This is a genomic window from Rhodococcus sp. P4_B6 (genome assembly GCF_056402215.1).
In genome coordinates this window covers 19,280-34,950 of the sequence record NZ_JBFUHV010000018.1, presented here as the reverse complement: position 1 = coordinate 34,950, position 15,671 = coordinate 19,280, and the positions used below count along the sequence as shown (strand labels likewise).

At 68.8% G+C, this 15,671-nt stretch carries 18 protein-coding genes; 10 read left to right on the top strand and 8 right to left on the bottom strand.

Features of this window, described 5'->3' with window-relative positions; all coding sequences use genetic code 11:
* Genes AC1DWT_RS11590 through AC1DWT_RS11575 form a run of 4 tightly spaced genes read left to right on the top strand, consistent with a single transcriptional unit; the run spans window position 1 to window position 4,457 of the window.
* Complete coding sequence (locus tag AC1DWT_RS11590) at window positions 1-621, top strand: carboxymuconolactone decarboxylase family protein (RefSeq protein WP_072946348.1); 621 nt, start codon at window positions 1-3, stop codon at window positions 619-621.
* Between the two features lie 58 nt (window positions 622-679).
* On the top strand, window positions 680-2,077 hold the full coding sequence (locus AC1DWT_RS11585) for an MFS transporter (RefSeq protein WP_206013384.1): 1,398 nt from the start codon (window positions 680-682) through the stop codon (window positions 2,075-2,077).
* Window positions 2,078-2,091: 14 nt separating this feature from the next.
* Window positions 2,092-3,615 carry a long-chain-fatty-acid--CoA ligase gene (locus AC1DWT_RS11580; protein WP_206013386.1) on the top strand — a complete coding sequence of 508 codons (1,524 nt, stop codon included), beginning with the start codon at window positions 2,092-2,094 and terminating at the stop codon, window positions 3,613-3,615.
* A gap of 17 nt (window positions 3,616-3,632) precedes the next feature.
* The gene (locus tag AC1DWT_RS11575) at window positions 3,633-4,457 is read left to right on the top strand and encodes an SDR family NAD(P)-dependent oxidoreductase (RefSeq protein ID WP_072946349.1); all 825 of its coding nucleotides are present in this window, start codon (window positions 3,633-3,635) and stop codon (window positions 4,455-4,457) included.
* Here the strand turns inward: AC1DWT_RS11575 and AC1DWT_RS11570 are convergent.
* Window positions 4,429-5,913: an MFS transporter gene (locus AC1DWT_RS11570; RefSeq protein WP_206013388.1), complete on the bottom strand. Its 1,485-nt coding sequence runs from the start codon at window positions 5,911-5,913 to the stop codon at window positions 4,429-4,431. The genes AC1DWT_RS11575 and AC1DWT_RS11570 overlap by 29 nt on opposite strands.
* Before the next feature lie 136 nt (window positions 5,914-6,049).
* On the opposite strand from AC1DWT_RS11570, the gene AC1DWT_RS11565 reads away from it, so the two are divergent.
* Window positions 6,050-6,364 carry an ArsR/SmtB family transcription factor gene (locus tag AC1DWT_RS11565; RefSeq protein WP_072946420.1) on the top strand — a complete coding sequence of 105 codons (315 nt, stop codon included), beginning with the start codon at window positions 6,050-6,052 and terminating at the stop codon, window positions 6,362-6,364.
* A gap of 33 nt (window positions 6,365-6,397) precedes the next feature.
* Here the strand turns inward: AC1DWT_RS11565 and AC1DWT_RS11560 are convergent, their stop codons facing one another.
* From AC1DWT_RS11560 to AC1DWT_RS11550, 3 genes are all read right to left on the bottom strand, one after another.
* A complete protein-coding gene (locus AC1DWT_RS11560; RefSeq protein WP_095862345.1) occupies window positions 6,398-7,477 on the bottom strand; it encodes a VIT1/CCC1 transporter family protein in 1,080 nt (359 codons plus the stop codon).
* A gap of 68 nt (window positions 7,478-7,545) precedes the next feature.
* Window positions 7,546-8,214, bottom strand: coding sequence for a SanA/YdcF family protein (locus AC1DWT_RS11555; protein WP_072946351.1), 669 nt, complete (start codon window positions 8,212-8,214; stop codon window positions 7,546-7,548).
* A 20-nt stretch (window positions 8,215-8,234) separates the two neighbouring features.
* Window positions 8,235-9,269, bottom strand: a complete 1,035-nt coding sequence (locus AC1DWT_RS11550) for a GumC domain-containing protein (protein ID WP_206013391.1) — start codon at window positions 9,267-9,269, stop codon at window positions 8,235-8,237.
* A gap of 97 nt (window positions 9,270-9,366) precedes the next feature.
* Between AC1DWT_RS11550 and AC1DWT_RS11545 the strand changes: the two genes are divergently transcribed.
* Together AC1DWT_RS11545 and AC1DWT_RS11540 are read left to right on the top strand one after the other, a co-directional pair.
* Entirely contained in the window at window positions 9,367-9,966 is a 600-nt protein-coding gene (locus AC1DWT_RS11545; RefSeq protein WP_206013393.1) for a TetR/AcrR family transcriptional regulator, read from the top strand.
* A gap of 5 nt (window positions 9,967-9,971) precedes the next feature.
* Window positions 9,972-10,364, top strand: coding sequence for a hypothetical protein (locus AC1DWT_RS11540; RefSeq protein ID WP_241031331.1), 393 nt, complete (start codon window positions 9,972-9,974; stop codon window positions 10,362-10,364).
* A gap of 6 nt (window positions 10,365-10,370) precedes the next feature.
* Here the strand turns inward: AC1DWT_RS11540 and AC1DWT_RS11535 are convergent, their stop codons facing one another.
* The gene (locus AC1DWT_RS11535; protein ID WP_206013395.1) at window positions 10,371-11,783 is read right to left on the bottom strand and encodes an FUSC family protein; all 1,413 of its coding nucleotides are present in this window, start codon (window positions 11,781-11,783) and stop codon (window positions 10,371-10,373) included.
* A 66-nt stretch (window positions 11,784-11,849) separates the two neighbouring features.
* Between AC1DWT_RS11535 and AC1DWT_RS11530 the strand changes: the two genes are divergently transcribed.
* Complete coding sequence (locus tag AC1DWT_RS11530; RefSeq protein WP_072946355.1) at window positions 11,850-12,374, top strand: MarR family winged helix-turn-helix transcriptional regulator; 525 nt, start codon at window positions 11,850-11,852, stop codon at window positions 12,372-12,374.
* Window positions 12,375-12,380: 6 nt separating this feature from the next.
* Here the strand turns inward: AC1DWT_RS11530 and AC1DWT_RS11525 are convergent, their stop codons facing one another.
* Window positions 12,381-13,436, bottom strand: coding sequence for an SDR family oxidoreductase (locus AC1DWT_RS11525; protein ID WP_373560144.1), 1,056 nt, complete (start codon window positions 13,434-13,436; stop codon window positions 12,381-12,383).
* Window positions 13,437-13,527: 91 nt separating this feature from the next.
* Between AC1DWT_RS11525 and AC1DWT_RS11520 the strand changes: the two genes are divergently transcribed.
* Window positions 13,528-13,845, top strand: coding sequence for an ArsR/SmtB family transcription factor (locus AC1DWT_RS11520; RefSeq protein WP_206013396.1), 318 nt, complete (start codon window positions 13,528-13,530; stop codon window positions 13,843-13,845).
* Window positions 13,846-13,849: 4 nt separating this feature from the next.
* Here AC1DWT_RS11520 and AC1DWT_RS11515 read toward each other — a convergent pair whose 3' ends face one another.
* Together AC1DWT_RS11515 and AC1DWT_RS11510 are read right to left on the bottom strand one after the other, a co-directional pair.
* Window positions 13,850-14,323: a hypothetical protein gene (locus AC1DWT_RS11515; protein ID WP_011595172.1), complete on the bottom strand. Its 474-nt coding sequence runs from the start codon at window positions 14,321-14,323 to the stop codon at window positions 13,850-13,852.
* Window positions 14,324-14,385: 62 nt separating this feature from the next.
* A complete protein-coding gene (locus AC1DWT_RS11510; RefSeq protein WP_206013398.1) occupies window positions 14,386-15,201 on the bottom strand; it encodes a DUF72 domain-containing protein in 816 nt (271 codons plus the stop codon).
* 83 nt (window positions 15,202-15,284) lie between these two features.
* On the opposite strand from AC1DWT_RS11510, the gene AC1DWT_RS11505 reads away from it, so the two are divergent.
* Window positions 15,285-15,605, top strand: coding sequence for a GYD domain-containing protein (locus AC1DWT_RS11505; RefSeq protein ID WP_072946360.1), 321 nt, complete (start codon window positions 15,285-15,287; stop codon window positions 15,603-15,605).
* Window positions 15,606-15,671: the final 66 nt, after the last annotated feature.

Sequence of the window (15,671 nt, the reverse complement as noted above, 5' to 3'; positions counted from 1 at the left end):
ATGGATCATTCCACGCTCGACCCGAAGCTTGCCGCCTTCGTCCGACTGAAGATCGACGTGTCGGCCACGCACCTGTACGCGCCCGGCGTCCGCAGGCACATCAAGACCGCGATCGAACTCGGCGCCACCCGCGAGGAACTGCTCGAGGTGATCAAGCTGTCGGCGGTGATCGGGATCCACTCCTGCGCAACCGGTGTGCCGATCCTGGCCCAGGAACTCGTCCACGCCGGTCGCCAGTCGGCTCCCCCGGAATCGACGCACCCGACACCCGTCTGCGACGGGCTGCGGGCACAGAACCAGTTCAATCCGCTGTGGGAAACCCTCTACAACTGGGACCGGGTCTGGCTCGAGAAGTTCCTCGCGATGGGCGCCGGCATCTGGCGCGACAACATCCTTCCCCCACTGTGGATCGAATTGCTCTGCATCGCCGGCGATGCCGCGCTGACCCACATGTACTCCCCGGGCACACGCAGGCACATCGCGACCGCGCTCGCGCTCGGCGCCGACCGCGCACAAATCGACGAGGTCCTGCGGATCGTCGCCGAGCAGGGCCAGGAGTCCTACGAATTCGCCCTGCCGATCCTGGAGCAGGAACTGCGCAACCAGGCCGTCGGCGTCTGACACGCCCACCGCCGTCCCCTCCCGACGCGCACGATTCCGTGCCAGTGAAAGAGACACCATGAGAATCACACGAACCCGCGGCGGTGCCGCCGCGAGCACGGAGTCGTGCGCCCCGGGCAGGGGTGACGGCCCACCGGCGACGAAGGCCGAACTCGACCGGCTGTACCGCAAGATCGCATTCCGCCTCCTGCCCTTCCTCTTCGTCGCCTACATCGTCAATTCGATCGACAGGGTGAATATCTCGTTCGCCAAACTCCGCATGATGGACGACCTCGGGCTCAGCACCGCCACCTACGGACTGGGCGCGTCGCTGTTCTTCGTCGGATACGTCCTGTTCGAGGTGCCGAGCAACCTCTACATGCAGCGCATCGGCGCCCGGGCGACCGTCATGCGCATCATGATCCTGTGGGGCCTGATCACGGTGGCCACCGGTTTCGTCACCGCCCCCACCCAGCTGTACATTCTCCGATTCCTGCTCGGTGCGGCCGAGGCCGGCTTCTTCCCCTGCATCATCCTGTACCTGACGTATTGGTTCCCGGCAGCGCGACGGGGCCGGATCACGTCGATGTTCGTCCTCGCCGTCCCCGCCGCCGGGATCCTCAGCGGACCCCTCGCCACCTGGATCATGAACACGTTCGACGGTGCGCACGGCCTGCACGGCTGGCAGGTGCTGTTCGTCTACGAGGGCATCCCGGCTGTCCTGCTCGGCGTCCTCGCCTGGTTCCTCCTGCCCGACGGGCCCGCCGACGCCAAATGGCTCACCCCGCGTGAACGAGACGTCACGGCAAGCGAACTCGTTACCGAGAACACCGCCCGGCACGCCGGCGAGCCAGCCGGTAGCGTTCTGCGCCGGCTCCTGAGGGACCGACGGGTGTACATCGCGGGCTTCGTGTTCTTCGCCATGTACGCGGGGTTCAGCGTGTTCTCGTACTGGACTCCCACCATCCTCGAGGGGCTCGGTGTCACCGACCTCACGACGATCGGCACCCTGAGCACGCTGCCCGCCGCGGGTGCCGTGATCGGAATGATCGTCAACGGCCGGAGTTCCGACCGCCGCCTGGAACGCCGGTTCCACGTCGCGGTGCCCCTGGTGGTCGCCGGATTCTGCTTCGCGGCCCTGCCACTGACCCAGACGAGTGTCCTGTGGTCGATGGCTCTCCTCACGGTGGCCGCCATGATGTGCTTCGGCACCCTGCCGGTGTTCTGGACGGTGCCGCCGTCGTACCTGTCCGCGGCCACCGCGGCCGGCGGGATCGCGCTCATCAGCAGCATCGGCGGTGTGGCCGCTTTCGTCACCCCCAACGTCATCGGGCAGATCACCACGGCGACGGGGAACCTCTACGACGCCCTGCTCGTCATCGCGGCCCTGCTGATGGTCGCCGCCGTCGTCATGGTGAAGGGAATCCCTGTCACCGTCCTGCAGGAGCACCGCTCCGCCGCCCCTTCCGAACTGTGAAAGGTCCGATTTCCATGCCTGTCTCGGCGCCCCATGCCACTCTCTCGCTGGCGGCGATCGTCGCCGAGTCCGCCCGGAAGTACCCGCACGACGTAGCCGTCGTCGACGGCGATACCCGGCTGACGTACCGGGACCTGTGGGACCGTGCCCGCCGGGTGGCCGCCGCCCTGCACGAGCAGGGGGTGCGGCCGGGTGACCGGGTCGCGCTGATGATCGGCAACGTCGCCGAGTTCCCGGTCGTGTACTTCGGAATCCTCGCTGCGGGAGCGGTGGTCGTCCCCGTCCACCTCCTCCTCACCGCCACCGAGGTGGCGTACGTGCTGCGCGACAGCGAAGCGAAGCTGATCGTCTGCCACGGCCCGACCACCGAGGTGGCCATCCTCGCCGCCGACGAGGCCGGCGTGGCGGTCGCGGCGGGTGGTGCGCTCTCCGAAGGAGGCACGGCCACAGTCGGTTACGAGTCTCGATCGCCCGAGGATGCCGCCGTCGTCTTCTACACCAGCGGCACGACGGGCGCGCCGAAGGGCGCGGTCCTCACCCACCTCAACATGGTCCTGAACGCCACGGTGTCGGCACTCGACGCGAACGACGTCCGCAAGTCGGACATCGTGCTCGGCTGCCTTCCGCTGTTCCACGCGTTCGGCCAGACGGCCACCATGAACGCCGCCTTTCGGATGGGGGCGACGATCGTCCTGCTGCCCCGCTTCTCCGGCGACACCGCGATCGAGATGATGGTCCGGAAAGGCGTCGACGTCTTCCACGGGGTGCCGACGATGTACATCGCACTGCTCGACGCCGCTCGGGCCGCGGACTGCGCCCTCCCGTCGCTGCGCACCTGCATCTCGGGTGGCGCGTCGCTGCCCGTGAACGTGCTCGACGAGTTCGCCGCCACGTTCGCGACGACCGTGTACGAGGGGTACGGTCTGTCGGAGACGGCGCCGGTGGCGTGCGCGAACCAGGCCGCGTTCGGCACCCGGCCGGGAACAGTCGGCAGGCCGGTGTGGGGTGTGGACGTCGAGATCGCCGACCCCGAACGGGAACTCACCGTCGAACTGCTTCCCGACGGCGAGGTCGGGGAAATCGTCATCCGCGGGCACAACATCTTCGCCGGATACCTGAACCGCCCGGACGCGACCGCCGAGGCCGTCGTCGACGGCTGGTTCCGCACCGGCGATCTCGGGACGAAGGACGCCGAGGGCTTCGTCACCGTCGTCGACCGCAAGAAGGACGTGATCATCCGCGGCGGATTCAACGTCTACCCCCGCGAGGTCGAGGATGTTCTCTCGGCACATCCCGCCGTGTCGCAGGTCGCGGTGATCGGCCTGCCCGACGCCACCCGCGGCGAAGAGGTCTGCGCGGTGGTCGTCCCGGCGGATCCGACCGCCGGAATCGATCCGACGACGTTGATCGAATGGAGCAGATCCCGTCTCGCGATGCACAAGTACCCGCGACAGGTGCACGTCGTGGACGTGCTGCCGACGGGACCGAGTCACAAGGTACTGAAACGAGAGCTGCGCGAGACGTTCTCGCGCTCCTGACCCACGAGGAGAAGAACATGCGGATGAAGGACAAAGTGGCCGTGGTGACCGGCGCCGGACCGGGCCTGGGCAAGGCGATCGCCGTCACCCTGGCCCACGAGGGCGCGAAGGTCGTCATCTGCGATGTCAGCGACGCATCGTTGGACGAGGCCCGTCGCGAGATCGAGGAAGCCGGTGGCACCTGCCTCGCCGTGCGCTGCGACGTGTCGTCGAGTGCGGAGGTCCACGACCTGTTCGCGGCCGCGGTCGAGCAGTTCGGCACCGTGCACGCGCTCGTCAACAATGCCGCGCTGACGCCCAACCGGCCGATCGACACCGAGCGTCGCAACACGCTCTACGCCTACCTGCAGACCCCGGTGGAACGCGACTCGCTCCGGTTCACCAGCGAGATCACCGACGAAGAATGGTTGCGGTACTGGGACGTCAACGTGCACGGCGTGTTCTACTGCACCCGTGAGGCGCTGCGACTGATGGAACCGCAGCGGTACGGGCGCATCGTCAACATCGCGTCGATCGCAGGCATCTCGGCGCGCAGTGCGCACAGTCCGCACTACAGCGCCACCAAGGGCGCGGTGGTCGCGTTCACCCGCTCCGTGGCGTTGGAGGTGGCAGGCGCGAACATCTTCGTCAACGCGATGGCGCCCGGCGGCGTCGCGACGCCCGCCTTCAACGGCTACCTCGAGCAGATCGGCGAGACCGGCCGCAACCGGCTCTGGCAGAGTTGCCCGGCGGGGCGCTTCGGGTCGGTCGACGAATACGCCTCCACGGTGCTGCATCTCGCGAGCGACGAGCACTACCTCGTCGGGCAGGCCATCAGCCCGAACGGCGGCTCCGCGATCTGATCGCGCTCGCCCCGGGTCGCAGCAGCACCACGATGAGACCCGACAACCCGGCGACGACGACGGCCAGCACGACGAGCGTCGTGTGGAACGCGCTGTCGTAGGCGTCGACCGCGGTCAGCCCTTCGTCGACGCGGCGGGTGGCGAGGCCGGTGAGCAGCGCCGCGTACACGGCCACCGCGAGGGCCTCGCTGCCCAGCCGCATCGTGTTCACCACCCCCGCAGCCATACCCGCCTTTTCCTCGGGGACGAGTGCGAGTGCCTGACCGTCGACGAGACCGGCGGACAGTCCCATGCCGGATCCCGCGAGCAGCAGCGGCACCGCGATGACCGCGACCACCGTGTCGGGGCCCGCCAGCAGCAGCCCCAGGTCGCCGGCGATCAACGCTCCCAGGCTGATCCAGATCACGACGAGCGGGTTCACCCCGGCGCCGACGGCGCGGCCCGCCGCGAGCGGGCCCACCACGACCGGAATCGTGAGGAGCACGGTCACGAGGCCCGCCTTCGCCGAAGACTGTCCGGCCACGTACTGGAGGAAGGTCGGGAAGTAGGTGAGCAGCGTGACGAAGCCGAACGACGCTGCCACCGGAACGAGGCACAGTGCCATGAACCGCGGGTGGGTGAGCAATTCGAGATCCAGCAGCGGGGCCGGGCCTCGCGATTCTACGCGGGCGAACCCGGTAAGCAGCGCGACGGCGAGTACGAACGACGCCACGACTTCCGGGCTGCCCCAGCCCCAGGGCCCGCCCTGGACGATGCCCACCATCGCGGCGAGCAGACCCAGGACCAGGAGGACGGTGCCGAGGAGATCGAACGTCGCGGGGGCGTCGCCGGCCGGCCGGTCCAGGCCGATCACCGGGGTCGCAGTCAGCACCACGAGCAGCACGGCGGCCTGGATCACGAAGATGGGCCGCCAGCCCGCCGTGTCGACGAGAAGCCCGGACAGTGTCGGTCCGAGCGCCACACCGATGCCGGCGGTCGTCCCGAACAGGGCGAACGCGCGCAAACGGGCGGGCCCGTCGAACGCGGACGACAGGATCGCCGCGCCGCACGAGAAGATGGCGGCGCCACCGAGACCGGCGACGCCGCGGGCGACGTCGAGGACCACGATGTTCGGGGCCAGCGCACTGGCGATGCTCCCGGCCGCGAATGTGGCGGCCCCGGCGGCGAACAGGCGGCCCCGGCCGAAGCGGTCCGACAGCGACCCCCAGACCAGGGTGAAGCAGGCGAACGCCAGGTTGAACGCGTTCACCACCCACTGCTGGCCCGATGCGCCGCCGCCGATGTCTGCGGAGATCGCGGGCAGCGCCACCGCGGTCCCGGAGATCGACATCGGGACGATGAGCACAGCCAGGAGGACCGCGGCGAGGGTGAGATTTCCGCGTCGCGGGTCGGCCGGTGTCGTGTCGGGTGGTGACGTCGGCGTCGTGGCGTCCGACGTGGTCAGCTCCGAGGTCATGTCGATCCTTCCTGAAGTGTGCGTTGCCCCCCGTGCACCAGAGGTTCGATACAATACGAACCATGCACCAGAGTGAGGTTCGACGCAAGGCGAACCTTCACTCTGGTGGTCGAAGACCCGAACCTGGAGGTGCGCAGTGCCCGACGCCGAGGGACATCCCGCAGTCGACGAGATCGAACTGGTCTCCGTGCTCGCCGCACTCGCCGACCCCCTGCGACTGGAGGTCGTGCAGAAGCTCCTGGTCGAGGCCGAAGGCGCGGAACGTCACTGCACGTCGTTCGGGCTGCCCGTGTCCAAGTCGACCCGCAGCCACCACTTCAAGGTCCTGCGCGAGGCGGGGCTGATCAAGCAGGTCGACCGCGGCAATTCCCGGATGGCACAGCTGCGCAGATCCGACATCGACGCCCGCTTCCCGGGGCTCCTCGACGCCGTGGCGACCGCACCCGCCTGAGCGGATTCCACACCCGTGGTGATGATGACGTTCTCAGGCGCCGGTTCCGAACAGCATGCCCAGCACGTAGGTGGCGGCGGCTGCGCCGTACCCGATTGCCAGCTGGCGTAGCGCCCGTTTGACCGGGGGTCCACCCGACAGCAACCCCACCACCAGGCCGGTTCCGAGCAGCGCGACGCCGACGAGCGCGGCGGCGACCACGAGCGCGGCAGTCCCTTCCATCCCGAAGAGATACGGCAGCACGGGGATCACCGCACCGGACGCGAAGAAGCAGAAACTCGCCGCCGCCGCACCGAGTCCGGTGCCGATGGCCTCGTGCTGGTCGACGGCCTCCGAACCCGAAACAGCCTCGGGCTGAACAGCTCTCTTCAACACGTCGGCGGCGCGTTTCTCGGCGTCTTCGGCGGGCATGCCCCGCGCCCGGTACACGAGTGCGAGTTCATTCGCGTCGACGTCGAGGAGCGGCACTGCCGCGCGAGCCCCCTCCCCCGGCGCCGACGCCTCGAGCAGTTCACGCTGCGACCGCACGGACACGTACTCGCCCGCACCCATCGACAACGCGCCCGCGAGCAGACCGGCGAGCCCGGTCAGCAGCACGATGTGATTGTCGACGCCGCTGCCGCTGATACCGAGCACCAGGGCGAGATTGCTGACCAGGCCGTCGTTGGCACCGAACACGGCAGCACGAAACGTGCCGGACAGACGATTTCGCCCACGGGCCGCCAGCGCCCGCACCACTTCTTCGTGGATGCGCTCGTCCGCGCCCATGGCGACGGTGGCGTCGACGTCGGTCAGGTATGGCGACCGGGTCTCCGCGCGTTGCGCGAGGGCGAGCACGAACACCGATCCGAACCGCCGGGCCAGCACTCCGAGGATGCGCGTGCGGACGTCACCGCGAACGGGTTTGCCGACGTGCTCGCCGAGCAGTGCACGCCAGTGCGCCTCGTGCCGTCCCTCGGCGTCGGCGAGCGCCAGCAGAATCTCGCGTTCCTCACCGGTGCGGCGTTTCGCGAGATCGCGGTAGACGGCCGCCTCGGCACGTTCGTCGGCGAGGTAGCGACGCCACTTCCGGACCTCGCGCGGACCGGGATCCGGTCGTGCACCCGCAACCATCGTGAGCCTCCCGATCGTCGACGCGTCGAAGCCTACCGACGCGACTACCGCACCGCGGCGGTTCGAGGTCAGTCCCCGGCGGCGAGGGCCTTGCCGAGCGAGTCCTCGGGTTCGGAGACCACCACCGGATCGCGCCGGGACAGCAGGTCGAGGACGGCCTTGGGCCGGGCCAGCGATTCGCGCACGGTGTTCCTGGCCATCGTGATCGGGCGGCATTCGCACCCGGCGTTGACGCCGGCGACATCGATCCCGGCGCCGCGGCACAGCGCGACCGCGCGGGGCACGTGGAAACCCTGAGTGACGATCAGCGCCTTGGTCACTCCGTATGTCTGGACGGCCCGAGCGCACGTGTCGTAGGTGTCGAGCCCGTACCGGTCGCCGACGATCCGGCTGCGGTCGATGCCCTTCTCGACCAGGTATTCCGTCATCGCCGCGATCTCGTCGCCGGACCTGCCCGCGCCGTCGCCCGAGACGAGCACCGCCCGCGCCCGCCCGTCCTGCACGAGGCGGACGGCGACGTCGAGGCGCCCGGCCAGATACTCCCGGGGTTTGCCGTCGCGTACCTGCGCACCGAGAACGATGACCACCGGGGCTTCGGGTGCGCCCTCGACATCGTAGACGTGCCCCTCGGCCTCGCGCGAGATCCACACCGTCGAGGCCGCGACGACGAGGACCGCGAGCGCGCCGAGGCCCGCTCCGATGCCGACCAGTCGGCGGACGATCCGTCGTTCCCCCATGCCGCCATCAAACCACAGGGTCAGGCGACGGCCGGCTCTTGCGGGGCGCGCCGCTCACGCAGTCCGGATACCAGGCACAGGCCGAGCCCGAACAGGATCCAGCAGGTCAGCACGAGCAGGCCCGCGCCGGCTCCGTGTCCGTCGAAGAACGCCGTCGACCGCACCACGGTTCCCGCCGCTCCGGGCGGCAGGAGCTGACCGAACGCGCCCCACCCCGAGGGCAGCCACGCCGGGGAGGTCGCCAGTCCCGACAGCGGGTTGGCGAGGAACATCATCGTCACCGCTCCGAGCGCGAACCCCGCGATGCCCAGAACGGAATCGAGTCCGAGGACGGTCAGGGAAATGGCGGCGATCCCGACGATGACGGCACCGGACGTCGTCCAGTAGTCGCCGTCGACGCTTCCGAGACCGAACTGCAGAATTGCGGTCAGCGCCAGTCCGGCGCTCACGGCGAAGAGCACCGCCCCCGCCACCCTGCTCGTGACGCTGTGCGGAAACAGTCGCACCAGCACGATCGCGGGGATCATGCCGCCGAAGACCAGCGGAAGCGCCATGCCGCCGAGGCCGGCCCCGGCAGGGTCGTCAGCCGTCAACGGAACGACGTCCTCGACCGGAACAGGCTGTCCCGCAGTCGCGCTCATGCCCGCCGCGAGACCGTTCATCGTCTGCGCGATGGGCGCCCCGCCTGCGCCGGCGGACAGGACCTTCATGCCCTCCGGTGTCGCGACGATTCCGCCGACCACCTCCCGGTGCTCGATCGCCGTCCGGACCGCCTCGGCGTCCGCGAACCGCTCGGTGGCGAAGACCCCCGGGCGGCCCGCGTCGAGTGCGGCATCGATCCGGGTGACGGCCGCGTCGGGCCCGGCGACGCCCAGCCGCAGGTCGTGCGGGCCGCTGTGGACGGCGGGCAGCGCGAACGCCAGCAGCATCACGGCGATCACGGCGGTGAGTCCCAGCACGACGGCGATCATTTTCACCGGATCGGACGGGCCGTTGCTCGCCTGCCCGGCGGGTTCGATGCGCGGGTCGAGTGTCCCGGTATCCGCAACGCTCATCGGACTCCCCTTCAACTAAGTGGAGGAAATTCCTCCATTACTTGTGGAGAATATTCCTCCGGTTATGCTGGGTTGTCAAACGAGAGAGGTGCCCCCGATGCGAGCCGACGCGATGGAACGCCGCAACACCCTGATCAAGGCAGCCCGGGCGGTGTTCGCCGACCGCGGGCACGACGCGCCGCTCGACGCCATCGCCGCGCACGCCGGCGTCGGAATCGCCACCCTCTACCGGAATTTTCCGAGCCGGGACGACCTCGCCCACGCCGTCGCCCGCACGACGCTCACCGAGGTCCGCGAACTCGCAGCCCGGGCGCTGGACGAGTGCGCCGACGAACCCGAGGCGGCATGGCGACGATTCGTCGACGCGGTGGTCGATCTGCGGATGGGAGCGTTGGTGCCCGCGCTGGTCAACAGCCTCGACGAACTACCGCCCGACGTGCGCGACACGCGGGAGCAGACGAAGGCRTCGGTCACCGAGCTCATTCACCGGCTCCAGGAGTTCGGGCTCATCCGCGAGGACGTCGTGCCGCTCGAGATCATCATGGGGATCGCGATGCTCACCCGGCCGCACGTGCTGATGTTCGAGGACACGACGGCCAATCTCGTTCCGCGGCTGATCACGGTGTTCCTCGCGGGGTTGCGCCCGGACGGGTCACCGCTGCCGCCGCCGATCCCCCCGGCCGCGGATGTACTGTGACGAACATGCAGCAAGGGGGGCCTCTGCCACAACCATGGAATCATCCACGCACCGGTGACGAACAGCGCCCGTCACTGAACGGCTGGGACGTGGCGGTGTCGGCGGCAGCGATCGTCGTCGCGGTCGCGGTCGCCAGCATCTCCGCGGTCGCGGCGTTCTTCTGGCTGCTGTTCCCGGACTACTGCCCGCCCGAATCCTGCAGCGCCGAGAACGCGTGGATCGCGGTGTGCGTCGCACTCGCGGTCGCGGCACTGGTGACCGTGATGGGCGGCGCGGTCACGATCGCCCGCATCGCGCGCCGCACGCTCGCGTGGCCGGTGGCGTGCGGGACCCTCCTCCTCTGCGCGGGCGCGTGCGCGATCGGATTCGCCGGTTACGTTTCCGCGACCGGAATCTGAGCGCCCTCAGGCCACGTGATGGTGGTCCGTCCGGCTGATCGCGACGGCCGAGACGATCACACCGACCACCACACCGACGAGCGTGTCGACGACGCGGCTCACCGCGATGTCCGGCGCCACCGCCGAGCCGAGACCCGTCAGCAGCAACGCCATGGGAGTGATGGCGACGGACGCGAACGCGTAGTTCTTGATGACCACCAGTTCGGTCACGGTCTGCAGCACCACGATCACCACGACGGTCTGCCAGTACCCCATCGCCGCGGCGATCAGCCCGGCGGCGAGGACGGCGCCCGCCACGTTGCCGACGAGACGTTGAATTCCCCGCTGCACCGTCTGACTGAAGTTGAACCCCTGCATCGCGGCCATCGCACCCATCGACGCCCACAGCGGATGTTCCAATCCCACTGCCACACAGATCCATCCGGCCAGCGCGGCAGCGGCGGCGATGCGGGCGGCATTGACGATCCCCTCACGCGACCGCAGCCCCCGGACACCTTCCGCGAGGAAGCCGACCGGCTTCGGCAGCGCCGCGGCCTCCGCAGCGAAAGACGGAAGGTCGCTGCGGCGCTTCACCTTACGAAGCTCCGACTCGTGGTCGACGAGCACACGCAGGGTGTCGTGGTCACGCTCGTGCGCCCACCGGTCGACCACTGTGTCCGCCTCGGCGAGGAGCGCGAACAACTGGTGGGAGTGACCGTCCCGGCCCCGGCCGCTGTGCGCGATCACGTCTCGCGCGTTGTCGATGGCCTTGCGGGCGGCCGCGATCGCGGAGACGTCGTGCGCACGTTCCAGCTTTGCGACGGCGGCGAGCGCCCGCGCCGCCGCCAGTCGCGCGGGACCGAGGGGAACGAACAGGCAGGGGGTCATGGCGGCGATCCAGCCCACGACGACACCGGTCGCCACGGCCACGACTGCCGGCCCGAGATCGGCGAGCCGCGTCGAGTACCCGGCCGCCGCGGTGGCCGCGAAGATCAGGATGACGGGACCGGGGCCGGCGATCCGGAACGCCGCCAGCAGCCATGCGGCGATCCCCGACGCCACGGCCATGAGCGCTATCTGCAGCCAGAGGGACAGTCCGGCCGCACCGAGGAGTGCTCCCCCGGCGACGAAGACGACGAGTGCGACACCGACGAGACCCGTCTTGCGGGCGAGCCGCGGGTACGGCTCGTATCGGCCGAATGCGGCGGTCAGCGCACCCAGCGCCGCGAAGCCGGCGAGGTTGCCGTGCCCAAGCAGGCCGCCGATCACCAGCACCAGAGCCGTCGCCGCACCCACCCGCAGGGCGGGAGCGATGGTGGCGTCCGCGGTCCGGACCTCGAACGCCCGGCGCCACGTCGACGGCGCCACCGAGTGGGCCAGCGCCCCACGGGAGTGATGGAGCCGGCTGAGGTCGGGTGCGTATCGAGGAGAAGCCTGCATGACCTCAGCGTACCGTATACTTCACTAGTAAAATAGTTGTGAAATAGTGTGAAGTTGATCGCTACGATGGTTTTCATGAGCCCTGCCCCACGTCCGGATGAGGATTTCACCGATCGCGTACGACGCGAATGGGCGGAGACCCATCCCGACGTGGACACGTCACCGATCGAGGTGATGGGTCGCATCACCCGGATCGGATCCCAGGCCCTGCAGCAACTCGACCGTGCCCTCGACGCGAGCGGGGTCTCGAGGGCCGAGTTCGACGTCCTGTGCGTGCTCGCCCGGAGCGATCGACCCCTGCGGGCCAGCGAGGTCACCGCCGTGACCATGCTCAGCGGCGCCTCCACCACCAAGCACGTCGACCGCCTGGGCAGGCTGGGGTTGGTGGAACGGCTGCCCTTCGAACGGGACGGCCGGGTCGTGCTGCTCCATCTGACCGAGGCCGGACGCGCCCTCGTCGACACCGAATTCCCGCAGCGCGTCGAACGCGACCGGCAATTCCTCGAGGGACTGGACGAGGACGAATGCGCGGTGCTGGCGGGTCTGCTCCGGCGGATCGCCGCCAACGTCGAATCCGGACTGCGCCCGTAGTCCGTGTCAGGGAATGATCTTCCGCGCCCGCAGGTCGCGGAAGATGTCGAGGAACATCTGCTCGGTCTCGACGTGACGGTGGAAACCGAACCTGCGCGCCTTCGACCCGTCCGCGATGACGTCGTAGTCCCAGCCGAAGACGAAGTCGCCGAACGCCCACGACGACACGTCCGAGTACGGCGTCGGCGCCAGTCCGTGCTTCGCGACCAGGTCGTTCCACACCCGTTCCTTGTCGGCCATGACGACGTCCATCGACATCGGCAGCGGCGGCGCGACGTCCAGTTCGAAGAAGTCGGCGATCTTCGGCAGCATCTCGTCCCAGCGGAACAGATCGCCATTGTTGATGTTGAAAGCCTGATTCGCGCACTCGGGCGTGGTCGCGGCCCAGACGGTCGCCTCTGCCAGCAGTCCGGCATCGGTCATCTCGATCAGACTCGTGTACGCGCCGGGCCTGCCCGGAAAGCGCAGCGGCACTCCGAGTTCCTTCGACATCGTGGCGTAGACGGCGATCACGAGCGCGAGGTTCATCGGGTTCCCGAGCGCGAATCCGCACACGACCGAGGGTCGGATCGCGGACCACGTCCAGCTCTTGCCGCGCTGACGGTCCTCGAGGAACTGCTGCTGATCGACGTTGAACTCGGGCGGCATGTGCGGCGGATCGCTCTCGCGCGCCGGCGTCTTGAACGGCCCGAGATGGGCGCCGTAGACCTTGTAGCCCTGCATCAGACTGATGTGCTCGAGCCCGGCGGCCACGGGTTCGAGCGCGTTCACCGTGTTGACGAGCATCGCGACGTTGGGCGCGACGAGCTCAGCCCACGACGAACGGTCCTGGTAGGCGGCGTAGAAGATGTGGGTCGCGTCGCGGAGTTCGGCCAGCTTCTCGGCGGCGTCACGCTCGTCGAGCAGATCGACCGCGATGTGCCGCACCCGGTCGGTGTCGGGTCCGCCTCGGCGCGACAGTCCGACGATCTCCCAGTCTCCGGTCGCCTCGAGGTGCTCGATCAGATTGCCGCCGATCACCCCGCGCGCACCGACGACCACTGCCACTCTGCGCTTCGACATCACTCGACTCCTATCGGTATATCGCGAAGTTGCGATATACCGAGTCAAGCACATATATCGAAAAATCGCGATATGACGGTACGATGGGCCTGTGAGCGAACTTCCGGACCCGACCGACCTGGCCCTGGTCTTCAAAGCGCTGTCGAACCCGACCCGCGTGCGCATCCTGCAGTGGTTGAAGGAGCCCGACAGCTTTCCCCCACAACTCGAACCCGCGGAAGAGGTGGGCGTATGCCTGAAGCACATTCAGGCGAGGGCCGAGGTCTCCCAGTCGACGGCCTCGCAGTACATGGCCGCCCTACAGAGCGCCGGACTGGTCACCAGCCATCGGATCGGCCAGTGGACCCACTACCGCCGCAACGAGGACCGGATCAGTCGGCTCGCCGACCACATCCGCACCGAACTCTGACGCCTCAGGGCATCTCCACGGTCTCGGCGCGCGCGATCTCGTCGAGCGCCCGGCGGACGTAACCGTCGGCGGGCACCTCCGCCGCACTCAGCAGATCGGCGATCACCAGGATCGCGGCCTCCACCGCACGCTCCGGTCTGCGCGGGTTCTCCTCGACATCGGCCACACCGAGGGCGCCGGTCAGCACGGTGACCAGCGAGTCGACGTCGACGGCCGGAAACCAGAGTGCCGCCGCCCGCGCGCAGCGGGTGAGCACGTCCTGCACGTCCTCCCCCGTCAGACCGTCCGGGTGCAACGTCTCGAGGAGTTCCCGGACCACCCCCGCCAGCACCGCACCGACCTGCTCCGCAGGCAGGGCCGCCAATTCCTCCGTCGCCTCGGTCAGCGCCGCTGCATCCGACGCACGCGCCGCGACGATGGCGGCATCCAGCGCTTCGGCGATGTCACGCGCGACAGCGGGCCAGTGAGTGGGCCACATCCGGTAGATCCTCTTCTCGTATCCGTCGATCAGGCACTCACTGTGCCACGAGGCACCGACAGTCAGCGCAGCCGCTCGATCAGCCGGAGCGCGTCGAACGGGGCGTACCCCTTCATGTCGTTGTCGAAGTAGGCGAAACAGTCGAGCCCCTGCCCGCGCCACCGCTCGATCTTCCGCGCCCACTCGTCGAGGGCCTCGTCGGTGTATCCGCTCGCATACAGTTCCTTGTCACCGTGCAACCGCAGGTAGACGAAATCACTCGTGACCGCCTCCATGAACGGGTACCGGCCCGCCGTGTCGGCGACGACGAACGCGACGTCGTGCGCGCGGAGCAACTCCTTCGCCTCCTCCGCCTCGAAGCTGTGGTGGCGAACCTCGAGCGCATGACGGACGGCGCGGTCGGCGTCGGTTTCGGTCCACGTCCGGTCTTCGGCGAGTTTGTCGTCGTGCCGCGCGGCGACTGTCGCGGCCTCCGCGGTCGTCCGCGGCAACTGGTCCAGGAACGCTGCGAGGCTCGCCGCGTCGAACGCGAGCGTCGGGGGCAGTTGCCACAGCAGCGGTCCGAGCTTGGGGCCCAGCGCGAGCACCCCGGAGGCGAGGAAGTTCGCCAGCGCCGCCTCGACACCGACCAGCCGCTTCATGTGCGTGATGTAGCGCCCGCCCTTGACGGCGAACACGAAATCGTCCGGCGTCTCGTCACGCCATTTCGCATAACTCGTCGGCCGTTGCAACGCATAGAAGGAACCGTTGATCTCGATGGACGTCAAACGCCCCGCGGCGTAGGCCAACTCCCTGCGATGCGCGAGGCCTTCCGGGTAGAAGTCGCCGCGCCACCCGGGATACGTCCAGCCGGAAATACCTACGCGGGCCTGCGCCATCTCCCGACCCTAGCGCCGGAACCTATTGCATGTGGCCCGTCCCGGGAGAACCATGAGAAGACCCCACAATCGAGGAGGCACCGATGCCGAGATACCTCTGGCAGGTCACGTACTCACCCGAAGGCGCGAAAGGACTGCTCACCGAAGGCGGCACTGCACGACGCGACGCGATCACCCAGATGGTCGAAAGCGTCGGGGGCACAGTCGAATCCTGCTACTTCGCACTGGGTGGCCGGGATCTGTTCGTGATCGGTGACGTGCCCGACGACGTGGCCGCCGCCGCGCTCGGCATCCGCACCACCGCCTCCGGGGCGGCACGGTCGGAATCGGTGGTGCTGTTGACACCGGAGCAGGTGGACGACGCGGTGCGCCGCGACGCCCAATACCGGGCGCCCGGCAGCTGATCGACCTCACCGCCTGCGGCGGCGAATATCGTTCTGCAGGATGATGTGCGGCCGCGGAGTCGGCCG

What these genes read in the sequence shown, in the direction of transcription:
- AC1DWT_RS11590 (WP_072946348.1), top strand. Translation starts at nt 1, where the DNA reads ATGGATCATTCCACGCTCGACCCGAAGCTTGCCGCCTTCGTCCGACTG.
- AC1DWT_RS11585 (WP_206013384.1), top strand. Translation starts at nt 680, where the DNA reads ATGAGAATCACACGAACCCGCGGCGGTGCCGCCGCGAGCACGGAGTCG.
- AC1DWT_RS11580 (WP_206013386.1), top strand. Translation starts at nt 2,092, where the DNA reads ATGCCTGTCTCGGCGCCCCATGCCACTCTCTCGCTGGCGGCGATCGTC.
- AC1DWT_RS11575 (WP_072946349.1), top strand. Translation starts at nt 3,633, where the DNA reads ATGCGGATGAAGGACAAAGTGGCCGTGGTGACCGGCGCCGGACCGGGC.
- AC1DWT_RS11570 (WP_206013388.1), bottom strand. Translation starts at nt 5,913, where the DNA reads ATGACCTCGGAGCTGACCACGTCGGACGCCACGACGCCGACGTCACCA.
- AC1DWT_RS11560 (WP_095862345.1), bottom strand. Translation starts at nt 7,477, where the DNA reads ATGGTTGCGGGTGCACGACCGGATCCCGGTCCGCGCGAGGTCCGGAAG.
- AC1DWT_RS11555 (WP_072946351.1), bottom strand. Translation starts at nt 8,214, where the DNA reads ATGGGGGAACGACGGATCGTCCGCCGACTGGTCGGCATCGGAGCGGGC.
- AC1DWT_RS11550 (WP_206013391.1), bottom strand. Translation starts at nt 9,269, where the DNA reads ATGAGCGTTGCGGATACCGGGACACTCGACCCGCGCATCGAACCCGCC.
- AC1DWT_RS11540 (WP_241031331.1), top strand. Translation starts at nt 9,972, where the DNA reads ATGCAGCAAGGGGGGCCTCTGCCACAACCATGGAATCATCCACGCACC.
- AC1DWT_RS11535 (WP_206013395.1), bottom strand. Translation starts at nt 11,783, where the DNA reads ATGCAGGCTTCTCCTCGATACGCACCCGACCTCAGCCGGCTCCATCAC.
- AC1DWT_RS11530 (WP_072946355.1), top strand. Translation starts at nt 11,850, where the DNA reads ATGGTTTTCATGAGCCCTGCCCCACGTCCGGATGAGGATTTCACCGAT.
- AC1DWT_RS11525 (WP_373560144.1), bottom strand. Translation starts at nt 13,436, where the DNA reads ATGTCGAAGCGCAGAGTGGCAGTGGTCGTCGGTGCGCGCGGGGTGATC.
- AC1DWT_RS11515 (WP_011595172.1), bottom strand. Translation starts at nt 14,323, where the DNA reads ATGTGGCCCACTCACTGGCCCGCTGTCGCGCGTGACATCGCCGAAGCG.
- AC1DWT_RS11510 (WP_206013398.1), bottom strand. Translation starts at nt 15,201, where the DNA reads ATGGCGCAGGCCCGCGTAGGTATTTCCGGCTGGACGTATCCCGGGTGG.
- AC1DWT_RS11505 (WP_072946360.1), top strand. Translation starts at nt 15,285, where the DNA reads ATGCCGAGATACCTCTGGCAGGTCACGTACTCACCCGAAGGCGCGAAA.